The sequence below is a fragment of the Clostridium puniceum genome (assembly GCF_002006345.1).
In the GTDB taxonomy this organism is placed as follows: domain Bacteria; phylum Bacillota; class Clostridia; order Clostridiales; family Clostridiaceae; genus Clostridium; species Clostridium puniceum.
In genome coordinates, this window is sequence record NZ_LZZM01000143.1 from 33,360 (window position 1) to 49,215 (window position 15,856).

16 protein-coding genes are annotated in these 15,856 nt (G+C 29.8%); 1 reads left to right on the forward strand and 15 read right to left on the reverse strand.

Translation table 11 applies throughout. From position 1 onward, the window contains the following. Window positions 1-14 precede the first annotated feature (14 nt). The 15 genes from CLPUN_RS10900 to ulaG all read right to left on the reverse strand — a co-directional run bounded on the left by CLPUN_RS10900 (window position 15) and on the right by ulaG (window position 14,596). A complete protein-coding gene (locus tag CLPUN_RS10900; protein ID WP_077847309.1) occupies window positions 15-794 on the reverse strand; it encodes an electron transfer flavoprotein subunit beta/FixA family protein in 780 nt (259 codons plus the stop codon). A gap of 13 nt (window positions 795-807) precedes the next feature. Beyond that, complete coding sequence (locus tag CLPUN_RS10905; protein WP_077847310.1) at window positions 808-1,947, reverse strand: acyl-CoA dehydrogenase; 1,140 nt, start codon at window positions 1,945-1,947, stop codon at window positions 808-810. A gap of 104 nt (window positions 1,948-2,051) precedes the next feature. Further along, window positions 2,052-2,837 carry a short-chain-enoyl-CoA hydratase gene (locus tag CLPUN_RS10910; RefSeq protein ID WP_077847311.1) on the reverse strand — a complete coding sequence of 262 codons (786 nt, stop codon included), beginning with the start codon at window positions 2,835-2,837 and terminating at the stop codon, window positions 2,052-2,054. A 335-nt stretch (window positions 2,838-3,172) separates the two neighbouring features. Beyond that, window positions 3,173-3,808 carry a redox-sensing transcriptional repressor Rex gene (locus CLPUN_RS10915; RefSeq protein WP_077847312.1) on the reverse strand — a complete coding sequence of 212 codons (636 nt, stop codon included), beginning with the start codon at window positions 3,806-3,808 and terminating at the stop codon, window positions 3,173-3,175. 355 nt (window positions 3,809-4,163) lie between these two features. After that, a complete protein-coding gene (locus tag CLPUN_RS10920) occupies window positions 4,164-4,745 on the reverse strand; it encodes a zinc dependent phospholipase C family protein (protein WP_077847313.1) in 582 nt (193 codons plus the stop codon). 340 nt (window positions 4,746-5,085) lie between these two features. Beyond that, window positions 5,086-5,730: a fructose-6-phosphate aldolase gene (fsa, locus tag CLPUN_RS10925; RefSeq protein WP_077847314.1), complete on the reverse strand. Its 645-nt coding sequence runs from the start codon at window positions 5,728-5,730 to the stop codon at window positions 5,086-5,088. Window positions 5,731-5,841: 111 nt separating this feature from the next. Beyond that, the gene (locus CLPUN_RS10930) at window positions 5,842-6,768 is read right to left on the reverse strand and encodes a transketolase family protein (RefSeq protein WP_077847315.1); all 927 of its coding nucleotides are present in this window, start codon (window positions 6,766-6,768) and stop codon (window positions 5,842-5,844) included. Between the two features lie 212 nt (window positions 6,769-6,980). Further along, window positions 6,981-7,799 carry a transketolase gene (locus CLPUN_RS10935; protein WP_077847316.1) on the reverse strand — a complete coding sequence of 273 codons (819 nt, stop codon included), beginning with the start codon at window positions 7,797-7,799 and terminating at the stop codon, window positions 6,981-6,983. 158 nt (window positions 7,800-7,957) lie between these two features. Continuing rightward, complete coding sequence (locus tag CLPUN_RS10940) at window positions 7,958-8,803, reverse strand: L-ribulose-5-phosphate 3-epimerase (protein ID WP_077847317.1); 846 nt, start codon at window positions 8,801-8,803, stop codon at window positions 7,958-7,960. Between the two features lie 27 nt (window positions 8,804-8,830). Beyond that, complete coding sequence (gene araD / locus CLPUN_RS10945) at window positions 8,831-9,520, reverse strand: L-ribulose-5-phosphate 4-epimerase (protein WP_077847318.1); 690 nt, start codon at window positions 9,518-9,520, stop codon at window positions 8,831-8,833. Window positions 9,521-9,654: 134 nt separating this feature from the next. Next, window positions 9,655-10,683, reverse strand: coding sequence for a hypothetical protein (locus CLPUN_RS10950; RefSeq protein ID WP_077847319.1), 1,029 nt, complete (start codon window positions 10,681-10,683; stop codon window positions 9,655-9,657). Between the two features lie 177 nt (window positions 10,684-10,860). After that, complete coding sequence (locus tag CLPUN_RS10955) at window positions 10,861-11,154, reverse strand: PTS sugar transporter subunit IIB (RefSeq protein ID WP_077847320.1); 294 nt, start codon at window positions 11,152-11,154, stop codon at window positions 10,861-10,863. A 201-nt stretch (window positions 11,155-11,355) separates the two neighbouring features. Further along, window positions 11,356-12,813: a PTS ascorbate transporter subunit IIC gene (locus tag CLPUN_RS10960; protein ID WP_077847321.1), complete on the reverse strand. Its 1,458-nt coding sequence runs from the start codon at window positions 12,811-12,813 to the stop codon at window positions 11,356-11,358. Between the two features lie 197 nt (window positions 12,814-13,010). Next, window positions 13,011-13,472, reverse strand: a complete 462-nt coding sequence (locus tag CLPUN_RS10965) for a PTS sugar transporter subunit IIA (RefSeq protein WP_077847322.1) — start codon at window positions 13,470-13,472, stop codon at window positions 13,011-13,013. Window positions 13,473-13,531: 59 nt separating this feature from the next. Then, on the reverse strand, window positions 13,532-14,596 hold the full coding sequence (gene ulaG, locus CLPUN_RS10970; RefSeq protein ID WP_077847323.1) for an L-ascorbate 6-phosphate lactonase: 1,065 nt from the start codon (window positions 14,594-14,596) through the stop codon (window positions 13,532-13,534). A 383-nt stretch (window positions 14,597-14,979) separates the two neighbouring features. Between ulaG and CLPUN_RS10975 the strand changes: the two genes are divergently transcribed. Then, window positions 14,980-15,774: a DeoR/GlpR family DNA-binding transcription regulator gene (locus tag CLPUN_RS10975; protein ID WP_077847324.1), complete on the forward strand. Its 795-nt coding sequence runs from the start codon at window positions 14,980-14,982 to the stop codon at window positions 15,772-15,774. Window positions 15,775-15,856: the final 82 nt, after the last annotated feature.

A 15,856-nucleotide genomic window follows, 5' to 3' on the forward strand; every position in this document is an offset into this window, starting at 1 on the left:
ACCCTCCTATTATCTTAGATGTAGTGTTTTTCTTTTAATTTTCCAACAACATAATATGCTGCATTTTTAGGTGATTCTCTAACAATTTCTCCTGCGCCCTTAACTTCCTTAGTCATTGACTTCTTAACCTTTGTAGGTGAACCTTTAAGACCTAATTCAGCTACATCTACATCTATATCAGCTGCACTCATAACTTTGATTTCATCATCAGAAGTTGCGAAAATATGCGCAACATTCATATATCTTGTTTCATTTAATTCTTCAATTGCAGTTAATAGACATGGAGTTTTAACTTCCACTACTTGGTGTCCATCTTCTAATGCTCTATTTACTATTAATGAATTTCCTTCAACTTTAACATTTTGAACATATGTTACTTGAGGAATATTTAAATGTTCAGCTATTTCTGGACCAACTTGTGCAGTATCTCCATCAATTGCTTGTCTTCCTGCAAATACTAAATCATAATCTAATTTTGCAATAACTCCAGCTAATGCTTTTGAAGTAGCTAAAGTATCAGCTCCTCCCATTGCTCTATCTGTTAAAAGAATAGCTTCATCAGCACCCATACATAATGCTTCTCTTAAAACTGCTTTAGCCATTGGAAGTCCCATTGTAATAACTGTAACTTTTCCTCCAACAGTTTCTTTTAATTGTAATGCACCTTCTAATGCATGTTTATCCTCTGGGTTCATTATAGATGGAACACCATCTCTAATTAATGTACCAGTTTTAGGATCTATCTTTACAGCTGTAGTATCTGGAACTTGTTTTACACAAACTACTATATTCATTACAAAAGTCCTCCTATCTTAAAATGCTTCCTGCGATAACCATTTTTTGAACTTCTGAAGTTCCTTCATAGATTTCGCATATCTTAGCATCTCTCATCATTCTTTCTACTGGATATTCTTTAGTGTATCCATATCCACCAAAGATTTGAACTGCTTTAGTTGTAACTTCCATTGCAACATCTGCAGCAAATAATTTAGCTCTTGCAGCATCAACTGAATATGGTTCACCAGCTTGCTTTTTACACGCTGCTTTGTATACCAAGTATTTAGCTGCTTCAATTTTAACATCCATTTCAGCAATATACCATTGTAATCCTTGGAATGCTGATAATGGTTTTCCAAATTGTTTTCTTTCTTTCATATAGTTAACAGCTTCTTCAAAAGCTCCTTCTGCAATACCTAAAGCTTGAGCTGCTATACCAATTCTTCCTCCATCAAGAGTCTTCATTGCTATTCCAAATCCCTTACCTTCTACACTTAACAAGTTTTCCTTTGGAATTATGCAGTTTTCCATAACTAATTCAGTAGTTGAAGATGCTCTGATACCCATCTTATTTTCTAATTTTCCTATTGAGAATCCTGGGAAAGATTTTTCTACGATAAATGCAGAAATTCCTTTAGTTCCTTTGCTCTTATCTGTCATAGCAAATATTATGAAAGTTTCAGCAACTCCACCATTTGTTATGAATATTTTTGAACCATTTAAGATATAGTTGTCTCCATCTAATACAGCAGTTGTTTGTTGTCCTGCAGCATCTGTACCAGCACCTGGTTCAGTTAAACCGAAAGCACCAATTTTCTTCCCACTACAAAGATCTGGTAAATACTTTTGTCTTTGTGCTGGAGTACCATTTTCATTAATTACTGATGCACATAATGATGTATGAGCTGAAAGTATAACTCCTGTAGTACCACAAACTTTTGATAATTCTTCTACAGCTATTATGTATGAAAGAACATCTCCACCTGCTCCACCAAATTCTTTAGCAAATGGTATACCCATCACTCCTAGTTTAGCCATTTTTTCAACATTTTCCATAGGGAATCTTTCTGTTTCATCAATTTCAGCAGCGATTGGCTTAACTTCATTTACTGCGAATTCTCTGATCATTTGTTGTACTAATTGTTGTTCTCTAGTTAATTGGAAATTCATTAAATTACCCTCCTTGTTACTTAAACCTATTTGATAACAAACTATATTTAAATCTCTAATAGATTTTTAACTTAATCTTAAAATATTATTTATCATTTTAACAATTATTTATTTTGAAAATTCTTTTCTGTTCTTCTTTCTAAGAACGCAGTCATTCCTTCTGTTTGATCTTCTGTAGCAAAACACTTACCGAAATCTTCTGCTTCTATTAATATAGCTGCATCAATATCTACTTGCATTCCTCTATCAATAGCATCTTTACAATATGCAACTGCCTTTGGAGCATTATCTGCAATCTTACTCGCCATAGCTTTTGCTTCATCCATTAAGCTTTCTAATTCAACTACTTTATTTACTAAACCTATTCTATAAGCTTCTTCTACATTTATTATGTCACAAGTATATATTAATTCCTTAGCTTTCCCTGGTCCTACAATTCTAGCTAATCTTTGGGTTCCACCAAATCCTGGAGTTATTCCCAGACCTACTTCTGGTTGACCAAATTTTGCTTTTACTGAAGCTATTCTTATGTCACATGACATAGCAAGTTCACATCCACCACCAAGAGCAAATCCTGATACAGCCGCGATAACTGGCTTATCCAATTTTTCTAATCTTCTAAAAACATTGTTTCCTAAGATTCCAAATTCTTTACCTTGTTCTTCATTAAGGTCTTTCATTTCAGCAATATCTGCTCCAGCAACAAAAGATTTTTCTCCTGCACCAGTTAATATAACTGCATACACATTACTGTCTTTTTCTAAATCTTCTAAAACAGTATCTAAATCTTTTAATGTTTCTGAATTTAATGCATTTAGTGCCTTTGGTCTGTTGATTGTAACAATAGCTAAATGCCCTTCCTTTTCAAGAATCACATTTTTTAATTCCATGTTAAGGTCCTCCTTCAAACTTGCTTATTTATTTTTTTAATTTTCTTACTATTTTTAATATTTTTAATTCATTTGTTAATATTATAACAAATGAATCTAAAAAAACATTGAGGTCGAAAAACCCCTAGTTAAAATTATAATACGTACTTAATTTATTTGCAATAAAATATTATGCCTTATTGCAAGTTTTTTACTTAAATAATCCTTATTTTCTTAAAAAGGAATTTAGAAACACAGTTTTGTTTGTTAAAAAAATAATAAACTTGCCAACTAAAATTAACTTAATAGGCTAGTTTATCATTTTACAACAAAAACTAATATTTAAATTTTATTTTTTAATTATCACTTTCATTTAACAAGTAAATTAAAGTCATTAAACTTTCACTTAAATGTACATTTTCCACCTTAACATAATCTGGAACCACCAAATCTACAGGTGCAAAATTCCAAATTGCTCTTACTCCACCTTTTATTAATTCATCAGCAACACTTTGAGCATTTTTTGTAGGTACACAAATTATTCCTATATCAATTTTGTGTTCATTTAAAATAGGTGCCATATCATCTATATCCATAATTTCAACATTTCTAATTTTCATTCCGATTAATTTAGGATTTGCATCAAATATAGTTGTTATTTTAACTCCAAAATTCTCAAATCTTGAATAATTAGAAACGGCTTGCCCTATATTTCCAGCCCCAACTAGTGCTGCTTCATACCCTCTGTTGAGACCTAATATAGAACCAATTTGACTATATAATTCCTTGACATTATATCCATATCCTTGTTGTCCAAAGTCTCCAAAACAATTTAAATCTTGGCGAATTTGAGATGCTGTAAACCCTATTTTTTCCCCTAATTCCTTTGATGAAATTCTATCTATATCATTTCTCATAAGTTCTTCAAGATATCTATAATATTTAGGCAATCTTTTAATAACCGCCATAGATATATTTCTATTTTTTTCCATATATAATTCTCCCACTTCTATAATTTTAATTTCTATATTAAGTTTACTTATGTAATAATATCATAAAACATCCTAACTATAATTTATTCTATTTTTAACGTTACATATATTAATTATAATAAGTCATTTATATTTATATTCATTAATTACATACTATGATTTATAATTTTACCATATTTCTATATTTTTATGTCAAGGTTAATAAAATTATTTTATTAAAAAATAATAAATTTCACATTTTTTTATTCAATAGACTTTATAAAGGATTTATAATATAAAATTCTAACCTTTCCTAATCATAAAAAAATACCTCAAAATAATTTTTTACTATTTTGAGGTACTTTACTATAATCAATTAAATTGCTTTACTTGATTTACTGTCATTTAAGAATACATTATCTAAAATCATATTTAATACACTATCACAAACATAGTATGAAAATGTTAAGTCAATATGATAATCTAATGATCCATCATATTGTTTTTGTAATTGTACTATAAAAGCTTTTACATTGCTTGGTTCTATATCAGTATTTATAATACCAGTCAACTCAAATTCTTTAGCTAATTTAGCTAATTTTTTTTCGTACATCATATGATGTTTTACAGCACTTGTGCTTTTAAATTCCCATCTATAATAATGAGGTGCACAGAAAAAATCACATAAAAAATGACATACTACTCCAAGTTCTTCACTAAATTTTCCAATAGTCATATTATAATAAACATCTTCCAATGTTAATGAAGATAAATATATAATTTTTTCAACTATCATATCTATGCTTTCATTAAAATAATGCTTTTTGAATTTATATTTAGGCGTACAGTCTGGTTTCACATTCCCCCATATAAATCTTTTATCATTAATCAAGTAAATACTCTTTGTATTCGCATATTTTATAATATTTTCGCCCATAACTTTGTGAGTATTAATCATCAAAGTTTAATCACATCCTTATATTTTAGTTATTTTAAATCATAATAATTTTTCTAATGACTAAAATTTATTTTATACTCTTATAATAATACTCGAAGTACAAATTTACAATACTCTATTATATAATTTAAAGAAATATTATCTGTATAAATCCCCAAAAATATGAAGTCTCATATTTTATTAACCTAAACTTAGTATAACAATACTTTTTAATCTTCTTCTAAATTATGTGTTTTCATTTTTTTGCTACTAATATGTAATAAAAAAATGTTTATAACTGATATTTTAATCCTTCACAAACATCTTTTCATCTCTCTAGATATATAGTAAAATATTTTACCTATTTATTCATACCTTCATAATCGTTTAAAAACTTTTCAATTCCTGCATCTGTAAGTGGATGTTTTATCATCTGTACTATCACATTGTAAGGTATTGTAGCTATATTAGAACCTGCCTTAGCACAATCTAATACATGAATTGGATTTCTAACACTTGCTGAAATAATTTCTGCGTCTATCCCGTGAATTTCAAATATTTCCGCAATATCTTGAATTAATGTAATACCTGTACTTCCAATATCATCTAATCTACCTAAGAATGGGCTTACATAACTAGCACCAGCTCTTGCTGCAAGTAATGCTTGAAGCGCTGAAAAAATTAAAGTTACATTTGTTTTTATTCCTTCTTTATTAAGAATGCTTATAGCTTTTAGCCCTTCTTCGCACATTGGAATTTTAACTACCATATTTTTATGCATTTTAGCTATTGCACGAGCTTCAGCAACCATTTCTTCACTTTCCATTGAAATTACTTCTCCACTAATAGGTCCATCAACTATACTAGTTATTTCCTTTATTACTTCTGTGAAATCTCTGCCTTCTTTTGCAATAAGTGATGGATTAGTTGTTACTCCACAGATAACCCCTAAAGCATTAGCTTTTTTTATTTCTTCTATATTAGCTGTATCTACAAATATTTTCATTATTATCACTCCTATTTTTAATGGATTTATATTGTTTTTAATTACGCTTACTTAAATTAAAATGTCCGCTTCTTATTTATAATCTTCATTCTTTTTGATTAATCTTGAGTATTATTTTAATATTGCTTTTACTTCTTCAATAATAGCTTCACTTGTTAATTTATATTTTTGCATAAGCTCATCTGGTGTTCCTGATTCCCCAAAAGTATCTTTTATTCCAACCATTTTTACGTGAGTTGGATATTCTGCACATACAACTTCTGATACAATAGCTCCAAGTCCACCTATAATTGAATGTTCTTCTGCTGTAACTATTGCTTTTGTTTCTTTTGCAGCCTTTATAATTAATTCTCTATCTATTGGCTTTATAGTTGAAATATTTATAACTCTTGCACTAATGCCTTGGATTTCTAATTCTTTTGAAGCTTGAATAGCTTTTTGAACCATCATTCCTGTTGCAATAATAGCTACATCATTCCCCTCTCTTACTTGAACACCTTTACCAATTTCAAATTTGTAATTTTCATTAAATATATCTTCTGTATTGCATCTTCCAAATCTCAAGTAAACAGGCCCTTCAAATTCCGCTGCCGCTTTAGTTGCTGCTATTGCTTCTCTATGATCTGCTGGCACTATCACAGTCATATTAGGAAGCGAATTCATAAGTGCAATATCTTCAATTGATTGATGTGAACCACCATCTTCTCCAACTGTTATTCCAGCATGAGTTGCTGCTATTTTTACATTCATCTTTGGATAGCAAATTGAATTTCTTATTATCTCAAAGGATCTCCCTGTTGCAAACACAGCAAAAGTACTTGCAAAAGGTATATTCCCTACATTTGCAAATCCTGCTGCCATTCCCATTAAATTCTGCTCTGCAATTCCTGCATTAAAAAATCTATCTTTAAATTCCGATTTGAATCCATTTGTCTTAGTTGACTTTGAAAGATCGGCATCTAACACAACAACTTTTTCATTTTCACGTCCAAGTTCAACTAAAGCCATACCGTATGATTCTCTTGTAGCCTTACCCATTCCTTTAATCCTCCTAGCTTTTATTATGTTCTATGATAATAGAATTTGGTTCTATAAGTAGAGAACCCAAAAAGTGATGCTCCAAATTTAATATTTGGTTAGCAGAACTTTCTCTTTAGAGCTTTTATATTTGGCTCCTCGAACTTTCACACCATGCATCTATGATTTCTTACTATTCGAGCACTCAGCGAACGAATGCAAGTCGTGTTTACTTATTTCCCCATAATATCTTTTATTGCTTTTTCCTTTTCTTCTCTATTAGGTGCTTGACCATGCCATTCTGCTTTGTTTTCCATAAAGCTTACCCCACTTCCTTTTACCGTTTTAGCAATTATTACAGTTGGTTTTCCTTTAGCTTTACCAGCATTTAAAAATGCTTCATTAATTTTGTCATAATCATTTCCATCATCACAACATACAACATTCCATCCAAAGCTTTCAAACTTTTTATCTAATGGTGAAATACTCATCACTTCTTCATTAGCACCATCAATTTGAAGTCCATTATTATCAATAATAGCAACTAAATTATCTAATTTATAATGAGCTGCTGCCATTGAAGCTTCCCATACTAAGCCTTCTTGAAGCTCTCCATCTCCTAATAGTACATATACTTTTGAATTATTTTTTTGATTTCTAAGGCCTAAAGCCATACCTACTGCATTTGATATTCCTTGTCCAAGTGAACCTGTTGAAACATCAACACCTAATATATGTTTAGAATCTGGATGTCCTTGAAGAAGAGCTCCTATCTTTCTAAGTTTTTTTAATTCTTCCTTAGGAAAATATTCTTTTTGTGCAAGTACAGCATAAAGTGCTGGAGCTGCATGTCCTTTACTTAAAACAAATCTATCTCTCTTAGGATCCTTTGGAGCTTCAACACTTACATTCATTTTTTCATAATATAAATAAGTTATTATATCGGCACAAGATAATGAACCACCTGGATGTCCTGATTTTGCTTCATAAATCATTTCAATAATATTTTTCTTAATTTCCTTTGATATAGAAATCAGTTCTTCTTTATTCATATTTCACCAACCTATCTATTTTGTTCATACTTATAACCCTAAATGAGTAAATTTATTACATTATAATTTTAAAATTTATATGATAAATGTTAAAATTTTCACTTATTTAGATGCTGTATTTCATTTTTTTTATAATTTATAAATCAATATTTCATATTCTATCCTATAGCCTTTTTGAATTTTTCATCCATAAAGACTTTTGTATTTTTAATTACATCTTTCCAATCATCATTTCCAATATACCAAAATTCTGCTGTAAATTTTCTAACACCAAGTTCCCACGATTTTTTAATTATCTCTTCAAAATTTACATGTCCTGTTCCAAAAGTAATTTCTCTAAACTTTCCAGGAACAGTTTCTTTTAAATGCACTGCTGAAATGTGCCCTCTTCCTGTTTCAAAATCTTCTATAGGATTTATGCCATAATCTAAAGATGCATTAGTTACATTACCGCAGTCTGGGTAAATTTGAAGATATGGTGAATTAACTAAATTTACAAATTCCATTGCTTTTTCAACTGTATTCATAAATTCGGTTTCCATAGTTTCAAATGCAAGAATTACACCTTTATTAGCTGCCATTTCTACAGATTCTTTTAAGTTTTCTTCAAAATATCTTCTAGTTTGGTCATTTCCTTCTTCATAATAAACATCATATCCTGCTAATTGTATTATTCTAACTCCTATGTCAGAGGCTAAATCAATAGCTTTTTTCATAATTTCCATACCTTTATTTCTTGTAGTCTCATCTGTACTTCCCAACGGATATTTTCTATGCCCACTTAAGCACATTGTTCTTATTTCAGTTCCGCATTTGAACATTAATTCTACGAGCTTCCTTCTTTCTTCTTCAGTCATATCTAATCTAGCCAATTTTTCATCTGTTTCATCTATGCTTATTTCTAAAGTATCAAATCCGCATTCTTTAGCACAATTTAACTTTTCTTCCCAAGATAAAAAATTAGGCATAGATTTTTCATATAATCCTAACGTATATCCCTTCATAAAATCACCAACTTTCTAAAGATAAATTTATTGTCCGTAATATGCATTTGGTCCATGCTTTCTCATAAAATGCTTTTCAATTAATTCCTTTGGCATAGTTTCAATATTATGATTTGCTAAAACTTCTGTATTCCAAGCCATCATTGCAACTTCTTCTAAAACAACTGCATTGTGAACTGCTTCCACAGCATCTTTTCCCCATGTAAATGGTCCATGATTTTTAACTAAAACTGCTGGCACATGTATTGGATTTGCGTTCTTAAATGTCTCAACAATAACTTCACCTGTATTATACTCATATTGTCCCTTTATTTCCTTTGGTGTCATATCTCTTGTACAAGGAATTTCATTATAGAAATAATCTGCTTGAGTTGTACCATATGATTTTATACATTTTCCTGCTTGAGCAAATATAGTTGCCCATCTTGAATGAGTATGTACAACTCCTCCAATTTCACTAAATTCATTATATAACTTTACATGTGTAGGTGTATCTGATGATGGTTTATATTTTCCTTCAACAACATTACCTTCTAAATTAACTACCACCATATCTTCTGGTCCCATTTTTTCATAATCGACACCTGATGGTTTAATTACTATTAATCCTGTTTTTCTGTCTATTGCAGAAACATTCCCCCATGTAAAAGTTATTAATTTATATTTGGGTAAAAGCATATTTGCCTCATAAACTTCTTTTTTTAATTCTTCTAGCATCTAACATTCTCCATTTCAAACTATTATGATTGTTTTAATCTGGTTTGAATTTATATTCAAACAATATCTTTCTCTAATTTTTAAGTATTAAATTTGATAAGTCTCATAATTATCCTGGTACAAAAACATATATACTACTCATTTATCACTGTATATACTGCTGCCTCATTCTTTGTATGGTTAGCTGAAACAATTAAATCACAATCTTTTAAATTTATAACTGTTACATTAGCTGGGCCAGCACCCTTTTCAATAATTGTTTCTTGGCACTTTCCATCAACCCATTGAATATAAAATAATTCGGCATCTACACGTCTCACTCCACCAACAAAGCTTGGCACACCACGAAGTGTTGTTCCAACTAAAGTATGTGCAAAATCAATCTCATATGGATAAACATAAATTTCAGTATACTTTCCATCAATAAACTTATAGATTTTCATTGAATTTCCATGGAATGGTTCAATAGTCATAAGTTCATCTTGACCATCACCATCTAAATCACACCAAGCGACTTCACTAATATTACCTTCCATTAAGTGATTAACTTGCCATTCTCCATCTTTACTTGGAATAACTTCAAATATTCCTTGATCACAGCCAAAAGTGCCGCGTGGTTTACCATCAACCATATGACGAATATATCCATGATTTTTATATAACCCTTTTTTAAGAACTTTAAGATCTAAACCATCAGTTGGTATTTCTGATAATTTACCATAATAGATAGTTCCTGAATGACTCCAGTCATCTTTGGAAACTTTAAGATCAGCTATAGTAGCTGCAATAACATAGATTTCTCCATCAACATCCCATACATCAAAACGATGTAAATAAGGTAATTTGATAACTGTTTCAATAACCCATTCTCCGTCCACTAAATGGCCCCAAACTAAACGTGCACCACTTGGACTTTCTTTTAAATAGAAATCTCTAACAGCTAAAAATTCATTTTTACGATTTGGAATAGGAATTATTGACATACATCCTCCACCATTATTCCAAACTGTATGACGATGAGTAAAATCCTTACCACTATATGCGTAACAAGGATATCCCTTTTCTTCAGATGCTACTAGCAAATTTAGTTCACCGTCTATTTCTATTGAACCTGCTGAATATGCTCGGTACATTTCATCTAAGTGCTTTTTTATAATTTTCATATTCCATTCACCTCAACTTGCATTAGCCTATTTTTAATTTTTATGTTTCTGATATTCTTTGATTTAGATGAAATTTACTTATTAAATTTCATCTAAATCTTAGAATACTAAATATTCATTTTATAAAATTCTCTATATCAATTTCAATTTATGGTTATTTATAATTTTTAATAGAAGTTATTTCTTATTTACTATTTGTTCTATAACTTTTTCTTCCATTTCTTGCTCTGATAATATATTTTTTAACCCTATAATTATAGTTCCTGATTCTTCTGCTCTTTTAAAATTTGATTTTAATACTTCTGAGCAAAATACTACATCAAAGCTTGACGCTTGGCTTTTAGCTTCTCCAACACTATTATGTTGAATTGTTACGTCTATACCTAACTTTTTAAAAACTTTTCCTATTTTCATCTTTATTATTTGGCTTGATCCCATACCACTTCCGCAAGCTGCTATTACTTTTAACATTTTTACGCACACCCTTTTCAATTTATTTTTTATTTAATTCCACTTAATTTTATTTTTATATCTTATTTACAGTTTGAGTCTTTTTAGAAATTTGTCAATCATATTTCATATAAATTGTAATATTAAATCGAATACTTGTAGTTAAGTAGCTATTTCAATAAAACTAACTAGTTGTTAATTTTCATAAATCATTTTTATCTGTTATGCCTTTTCCATCTCTTTAAGATATTCATCGTAATCTTCTGCTACTTTGAAATATCCCTTTTTATTTTTTAAGTATTGAATTTGTGGTATTACAAGTAATGCTATAACTGCAATACCAAACCCTACATATTGGAAGTTTTTCATTAACACTCCAATTACTGGCCATACTGTGTCAAAATCAAAGTTTCCATGCCATCCTCCAAATTGTGATAATCCAAAGTAATAAGCTGCGAATGCTCCACCTAGCACTTGAATAACACCTGATGCGAAAGGAATTATACAAGCTGCTTTTAAACCACCTTTTCTATTTGCAAATACTGCAAAAGTTGCGTTATCAAAGAATACTGGTACGAAACCTGTGATTATTAATACTGGACTTTGGAATACTACTAAACCTATAATTGATATAAATTGTCCTAATGCTCCAAATAAGAATCCAATTGTTACTGCATTAGCATGACCGAATCCATAAGTTGCTGCACAGTCAACAGCTGGCATTGATCCTGGTAAAATTTTATTTGAAATACCTTGGAATGATTCTGTAAGTTCTCCAACGAACATTTTAACACCAAGTTGTAATATGCTTAAGTAAACTGCAAAGTTTAATGATTTTTCCATGATATAGAATAAAAAGTTTCTATTTGCTGCAAATCCTGTCTTATCTATTTGATGTAATAAGTCCGGTCCTAATATTCCCATGATTGCTCCAAAGAATAACATCATTAGTATACCAGTTGCAACTACGTTATCATTGAATATTTGTAAAAATCCTGGTAATTGAAGATGTTCTATTGATTTTTCTTTATTACCAATTTTTCCTGAAATTTTATCTGTAAGCCAAATTCCAAACATTTGTTGATGACCAACTGCAAATCCTCCACCTTCAGTTAATTCTTGAGTTGCTTCAACTGTAAGATTTGCTGATACTGCCCAATAAGTTCCCAGTAATAAACCAAGCATAATTACTACTTGCGTATCAACTAAATTAGGGAAACAGAATAATACCATCCATAAAGCTGTTGAAGATTGTTGCACCATTATATGACCTGTAATAAATACTGTTCTAATCTTTGTTTGCTTTCTAAACAATACTAATAATATATTGAAAATAAATGCTATTAGTAATACTATCATCATAAGAGAAAATGATCTACCAACATTTTCAATAGCTGATTGTGCTGCTGTTTGACCAAAATAAGGATCAATAACTGCAGCGGTTAAATTGAAACGATCTTTTAATCCTGCTAGTATTGGACGGAAGTTACCTACAAGTCCTCCAGCTGCTACATTTAAAATCAAATAACCAACTGTTGCTTTTATAAAGCCTGCTATTGCCTCATATATTGGACGTTTTAATAATAAATAACCTATAAGTACTATAAAACCTATAAAGAATGCTGGATTTGTCAAGATATTTATTTGAAAGAAATTCCATATACTTAATAATATATTCATTTTACTTCCCCCTATAGTTTTAATTTTTATTTTCTTTTGCTTATATTTGTTGCAATAATTATTTTACAATAAAAACATACTAGCATTAGCATATGGAAGTAACTTTAGTGTATAAACTTAATTGCAGCATATATAATAATTTCTTTACATAAGTTTTTCTACAAAAATAATATCAAGTAAACTTACGTTATATATTTTTAAACACATTTTGCTTTTAACATTTCAACAATTTCTTCTAAATCTTCTTTACATTCAGCATCAAGTAATTTATTTACTACTGCATCATCTTCGATTAATCCAACCATGTTCGATAAGTTTTGCAAATGCACCTCATTATCCGTTGAAGCTAATACAAAAAATAATCTTGCATCTTGTTCTGGATCATTGCTAAAATGAACTGGATTTTTAGTTCTCATAAAACACATTGCTGTTTCATTAACTCCTACAACACCTTCTTGAGCATGTGGTATGCAAATATTAGGTGCTATAACTATATATGCTCCATACTTGTTAACATTTGATATTATCGCTTCTACATAAGTACTTTCTATTGCTCCATCATCTATTAAAGGTTTACAAGAAGCCTCTATTGCTTCCTCCCAAGTATCGAAACCTTCATGAAATGAATATCTTTTTTTATCAATTAATCCTTGTAACATTATGCTCTCCTCCATATTTTATTTTATAGAGGGTTAAGTTTTAACCCTCATTAATTTTATTATAACATTGACTTAAATGGTAGATCTGGTTCTATTGCAAATGCATCATGGAAGCCTCTATCGTGGTGATATTCCATTTTATCCTTATCGTTTGGATAAATAAATTTACCGCCTACTTCCCAAATAAATGGTTTAAATTTATATTGTAATCTATATTTTCTCATATTCCATAAAGTTATAATTTCTTGAGTATCAGCCATAAAGTTTGTCCAAATATCATGATGGAACGGAATAATAACTTCAGTATTTAAACATTCAGCCATTCTTAACATATCAATAGATGTCATTTTATCTGTCATACCTCTTGGATTTTCACCAAATGATCCTAATGCAACATCGATTTTATGGTCATTACCATGTTTTGCATAATAATTAGAATAATGTGAATCACCACTATGATACAAGTTTCCGCCTGGAGTTTTGAAAAGATAATTTACAGCTAATTTATCCATATCTCTTGGCATTTTATCTTTTAATGTTGTACCTTTTGGTGCCGTAACAAGCTCAGTACGGTCAAAAGAATCAAGTGCAACAATTTCTGTATCTTTAATTTTTACCACATCACCAGGTTTTACAACTATACATTGTTCTTTTGGAACTCCCCAGCCTAACCAAAGATCTATACAAGCTTGTGGTCCAATAAATTTAACATCTTTAGAACAATTTTGAATTACTGCTGCAGCCACATTAGCATCAATATGATCACTATGATCGTGTGTAGCTAAAATTGCATCTACTTCTTTAATTTTAAAAGGATCAATAACACAAACTGAGTTTCTTAAGTTTGGTTGCATTGCTACACAGCCAATCATTCTTTGATGTTGATGTTGTGATGCCATTAATGGATTCGCTTTTGTTTTCTTTCCTGAATTAACCCACAAATCAACACATATATTTGCATTACCTTCAGATTTAACCCATATACCTGTACATCCTAACCACCACATTGCAAATGTACCTGGTTTCACTTCTTCTTGTTCTATTTCTTCGTTAAGCCATGTTCCCCATTCTGGAAATGTGTTTAATATCCAAGACTCTCTTGTGATTTCGTTTACTTTTGACATTCTAATCTCTCCTTAAATATTATAATTTGTTTTCTATATTTTCTATATTTTTTGATTTTTTATACATTTCATATTTTTCTTGTTTGATTTTAGAATTATAAACGTTTTGTATTTTTGAACTTTCTATTTTATAATTTGTGAATGTTTTGTTTGTTTCTGTCTTTATATTACATCAAACATTCATATAATTCAAGTATTTTTTTTGAACTTTTTATTATTTTTATTTTTCGAATGTTTTTATTGAACTTTTTGAATGTTTGTTTTATAATTAGTATAAATAAATAATATAAATAGTTCTTTAAATGTTAAATTATTTTCTTTATAATTTAAATAAATGATTTTAACGTCTTAAAATTACATTTATATCAAAAAGGGGGACAAATATGAAAAAAGCTCAAGGCATAGTCGCTAAAAGAAGAGATAAAATTTTAGATTATATAAGTAAAAATGAATCAATTAATACTAATGAACTAGCAGAGAAACTTAATATCTCCCCACTTACCTTAAGACGGGACTTGCAATCTTTAGATGACGAAGGATTAATAATCAGATACTACGGCGGCGCAAAATTAGCAACTGATATAGATTTTGATGTTAAAAATGATTCTGAAGAAAATGCTGTTGATTCAATATATAATAAGAAAAAACACATAATTGCAAAATATGCAGCTGATTTAATAAATGATGGTGATACAATTTTTATAAACTCTAGTTCAACCGCTCTTTTAATATTGGACTATTTGGAGAATAAACGTGTATACGTTGTTACTAATAATGGTAAAGCTCTTCAATCACCTATTGGTTCTAATGTTGAATTAGTATTAACTGGCGGGCAGGTTTATGAAAGGAAGCAATCTTTAATAGGAGAATTTGCTACTTATATACTATCTAAAATAACTGCAGATAAATGTTTCTTAGGAGTTAGTGGAATAGCTTGTGATTCAGGAATCAGCACTTCAGTTTTGCAAGAAACCCTTATTAATCATGAAATGCTAAATCGGTGCAATGGTCATGTTTATGTATTAGCTGATAGTTCCAAGGTTGGTAGACATCATAATTTTTCTAGTGGTGATATAGATGAAATTTCTCATCTTATTACCGATTCTGATATTAGTGAAGCTGATATTAATGAGTTTAAAGATAAAGGTGTTACTGTAATACCTTTAGAGTATAAATAGCCACTTTGTATATTTGTATTTATTAATTTTCTCGAATAAATATTTTAATTCATAAAGCTTGTGCATAAATCTTATTAACTCT

Coding starts and splice junctions, on each gene's coding strand:
- CLPUN_RS10900 (WP_077847309.1), bottom strand. CDS start 794: ATGAATATAGTAGTTTGTGTAAAACAAGTTCCAGATACTACAGCTGTA.
- CLPUN_RS10905 (WP_077847310.1), bottom strand. CDS start 1,947: ATGAATTTCCAATTAACTAGAGAACAACAATTAGTACAACAAATGATC.
- CLPUN_RS10910 (WP_077847311.1), bottom strand. CDS start 2,837: ATGGAATTAAAAAATGTGATTCTTGAAAAGGAAGGGCATTTAGCTATT.
- CLPUN_RS10915 (WP_077847312.1), bottom strand. CDS start 3,808: ATGGAAAAAAATAGAAATATATCTATGGCGGTTATTAAAAGATTGCCT.
- CLPUN_RS10920 (WP_077847313.1), bottom strand. CDS start 4,745: ATGATTAATACTCACAAAGTTATGGGCGAAAATATTATAAAATATGCG.
- fsa (WP_077847314.1), bottom strand. CDS start 5,730: ATGAAAATATTTGTAGATACAGCTAATATAGAAGAAATAAAAAAAGCT.
- CLPUN_RS10930 (WP_077847315.1), bottom strand. CDS start 6,768: ATGGGTAAGGCTACAAGAGAATCATACGGTATGGCTTTAGTTGAACTT.
- CLPUN_RS10935 (WP_077847316.1), bottom strand. CDS start 7,799: ATGAATAAAGAAGAACTGATTTCTATATCAAAGGAAATTAAGAAAAAT.
- CLPUN_RS10940 (WP_077847317.1), bottom strand. CDS start 8,803: ATGAAGGGATATACGTTAGGATTATATGAAAAATCTATGCCTAATTTT.
- araD (WP_077847318.1), bottom strand. CDS start 9,520: ATGCTAGAAGAATTAAAAAAAGAAGTTTATGAGGCAAATATGCTTTTA.
- CLPUN_RS10950 (WP_077847319.1), bottom strand. CDS start 10,683: ATGAAAATTATAAAAAAGCACTTAGATGAAATGTACCGAGCATATTCA.
- CLPUN_RS10955 (WP_077847320.1), bottom strand. CDS start 11,154: ATGTTAAAAGTAATAGCAGCTTGCGGAAGTGGTATGGGATCAAGCCAA.
- CLPUN_RS10960 (WP_077847321.1), bottom strand. CDS start 12,813: ATGAATATATTATTAAGTATATGGAATTTCTTTCAAATAAATATCTTG.
- CLPUN_RS10965 (WP_077847322.1), bottom strand. CDS start 13,472: ATGTTACAAGGATTAATTGATAAAAAAAGATATTCATTTCATGAAGGT.
- ulaG (WP_077847323.1), bottom strand. CDS start 14,596: ATGTCAAAAGTAAACGAAATCACAAGAGAGTCTTGGATATTAAACACA.
- CLPUN_RS10975 (WP_077847324.1), top strand. CDS start 14,980: ATGAAAAAAGCTCAAGGCATAGTCGCTAAAAGAAGAGATAAAATTTTA.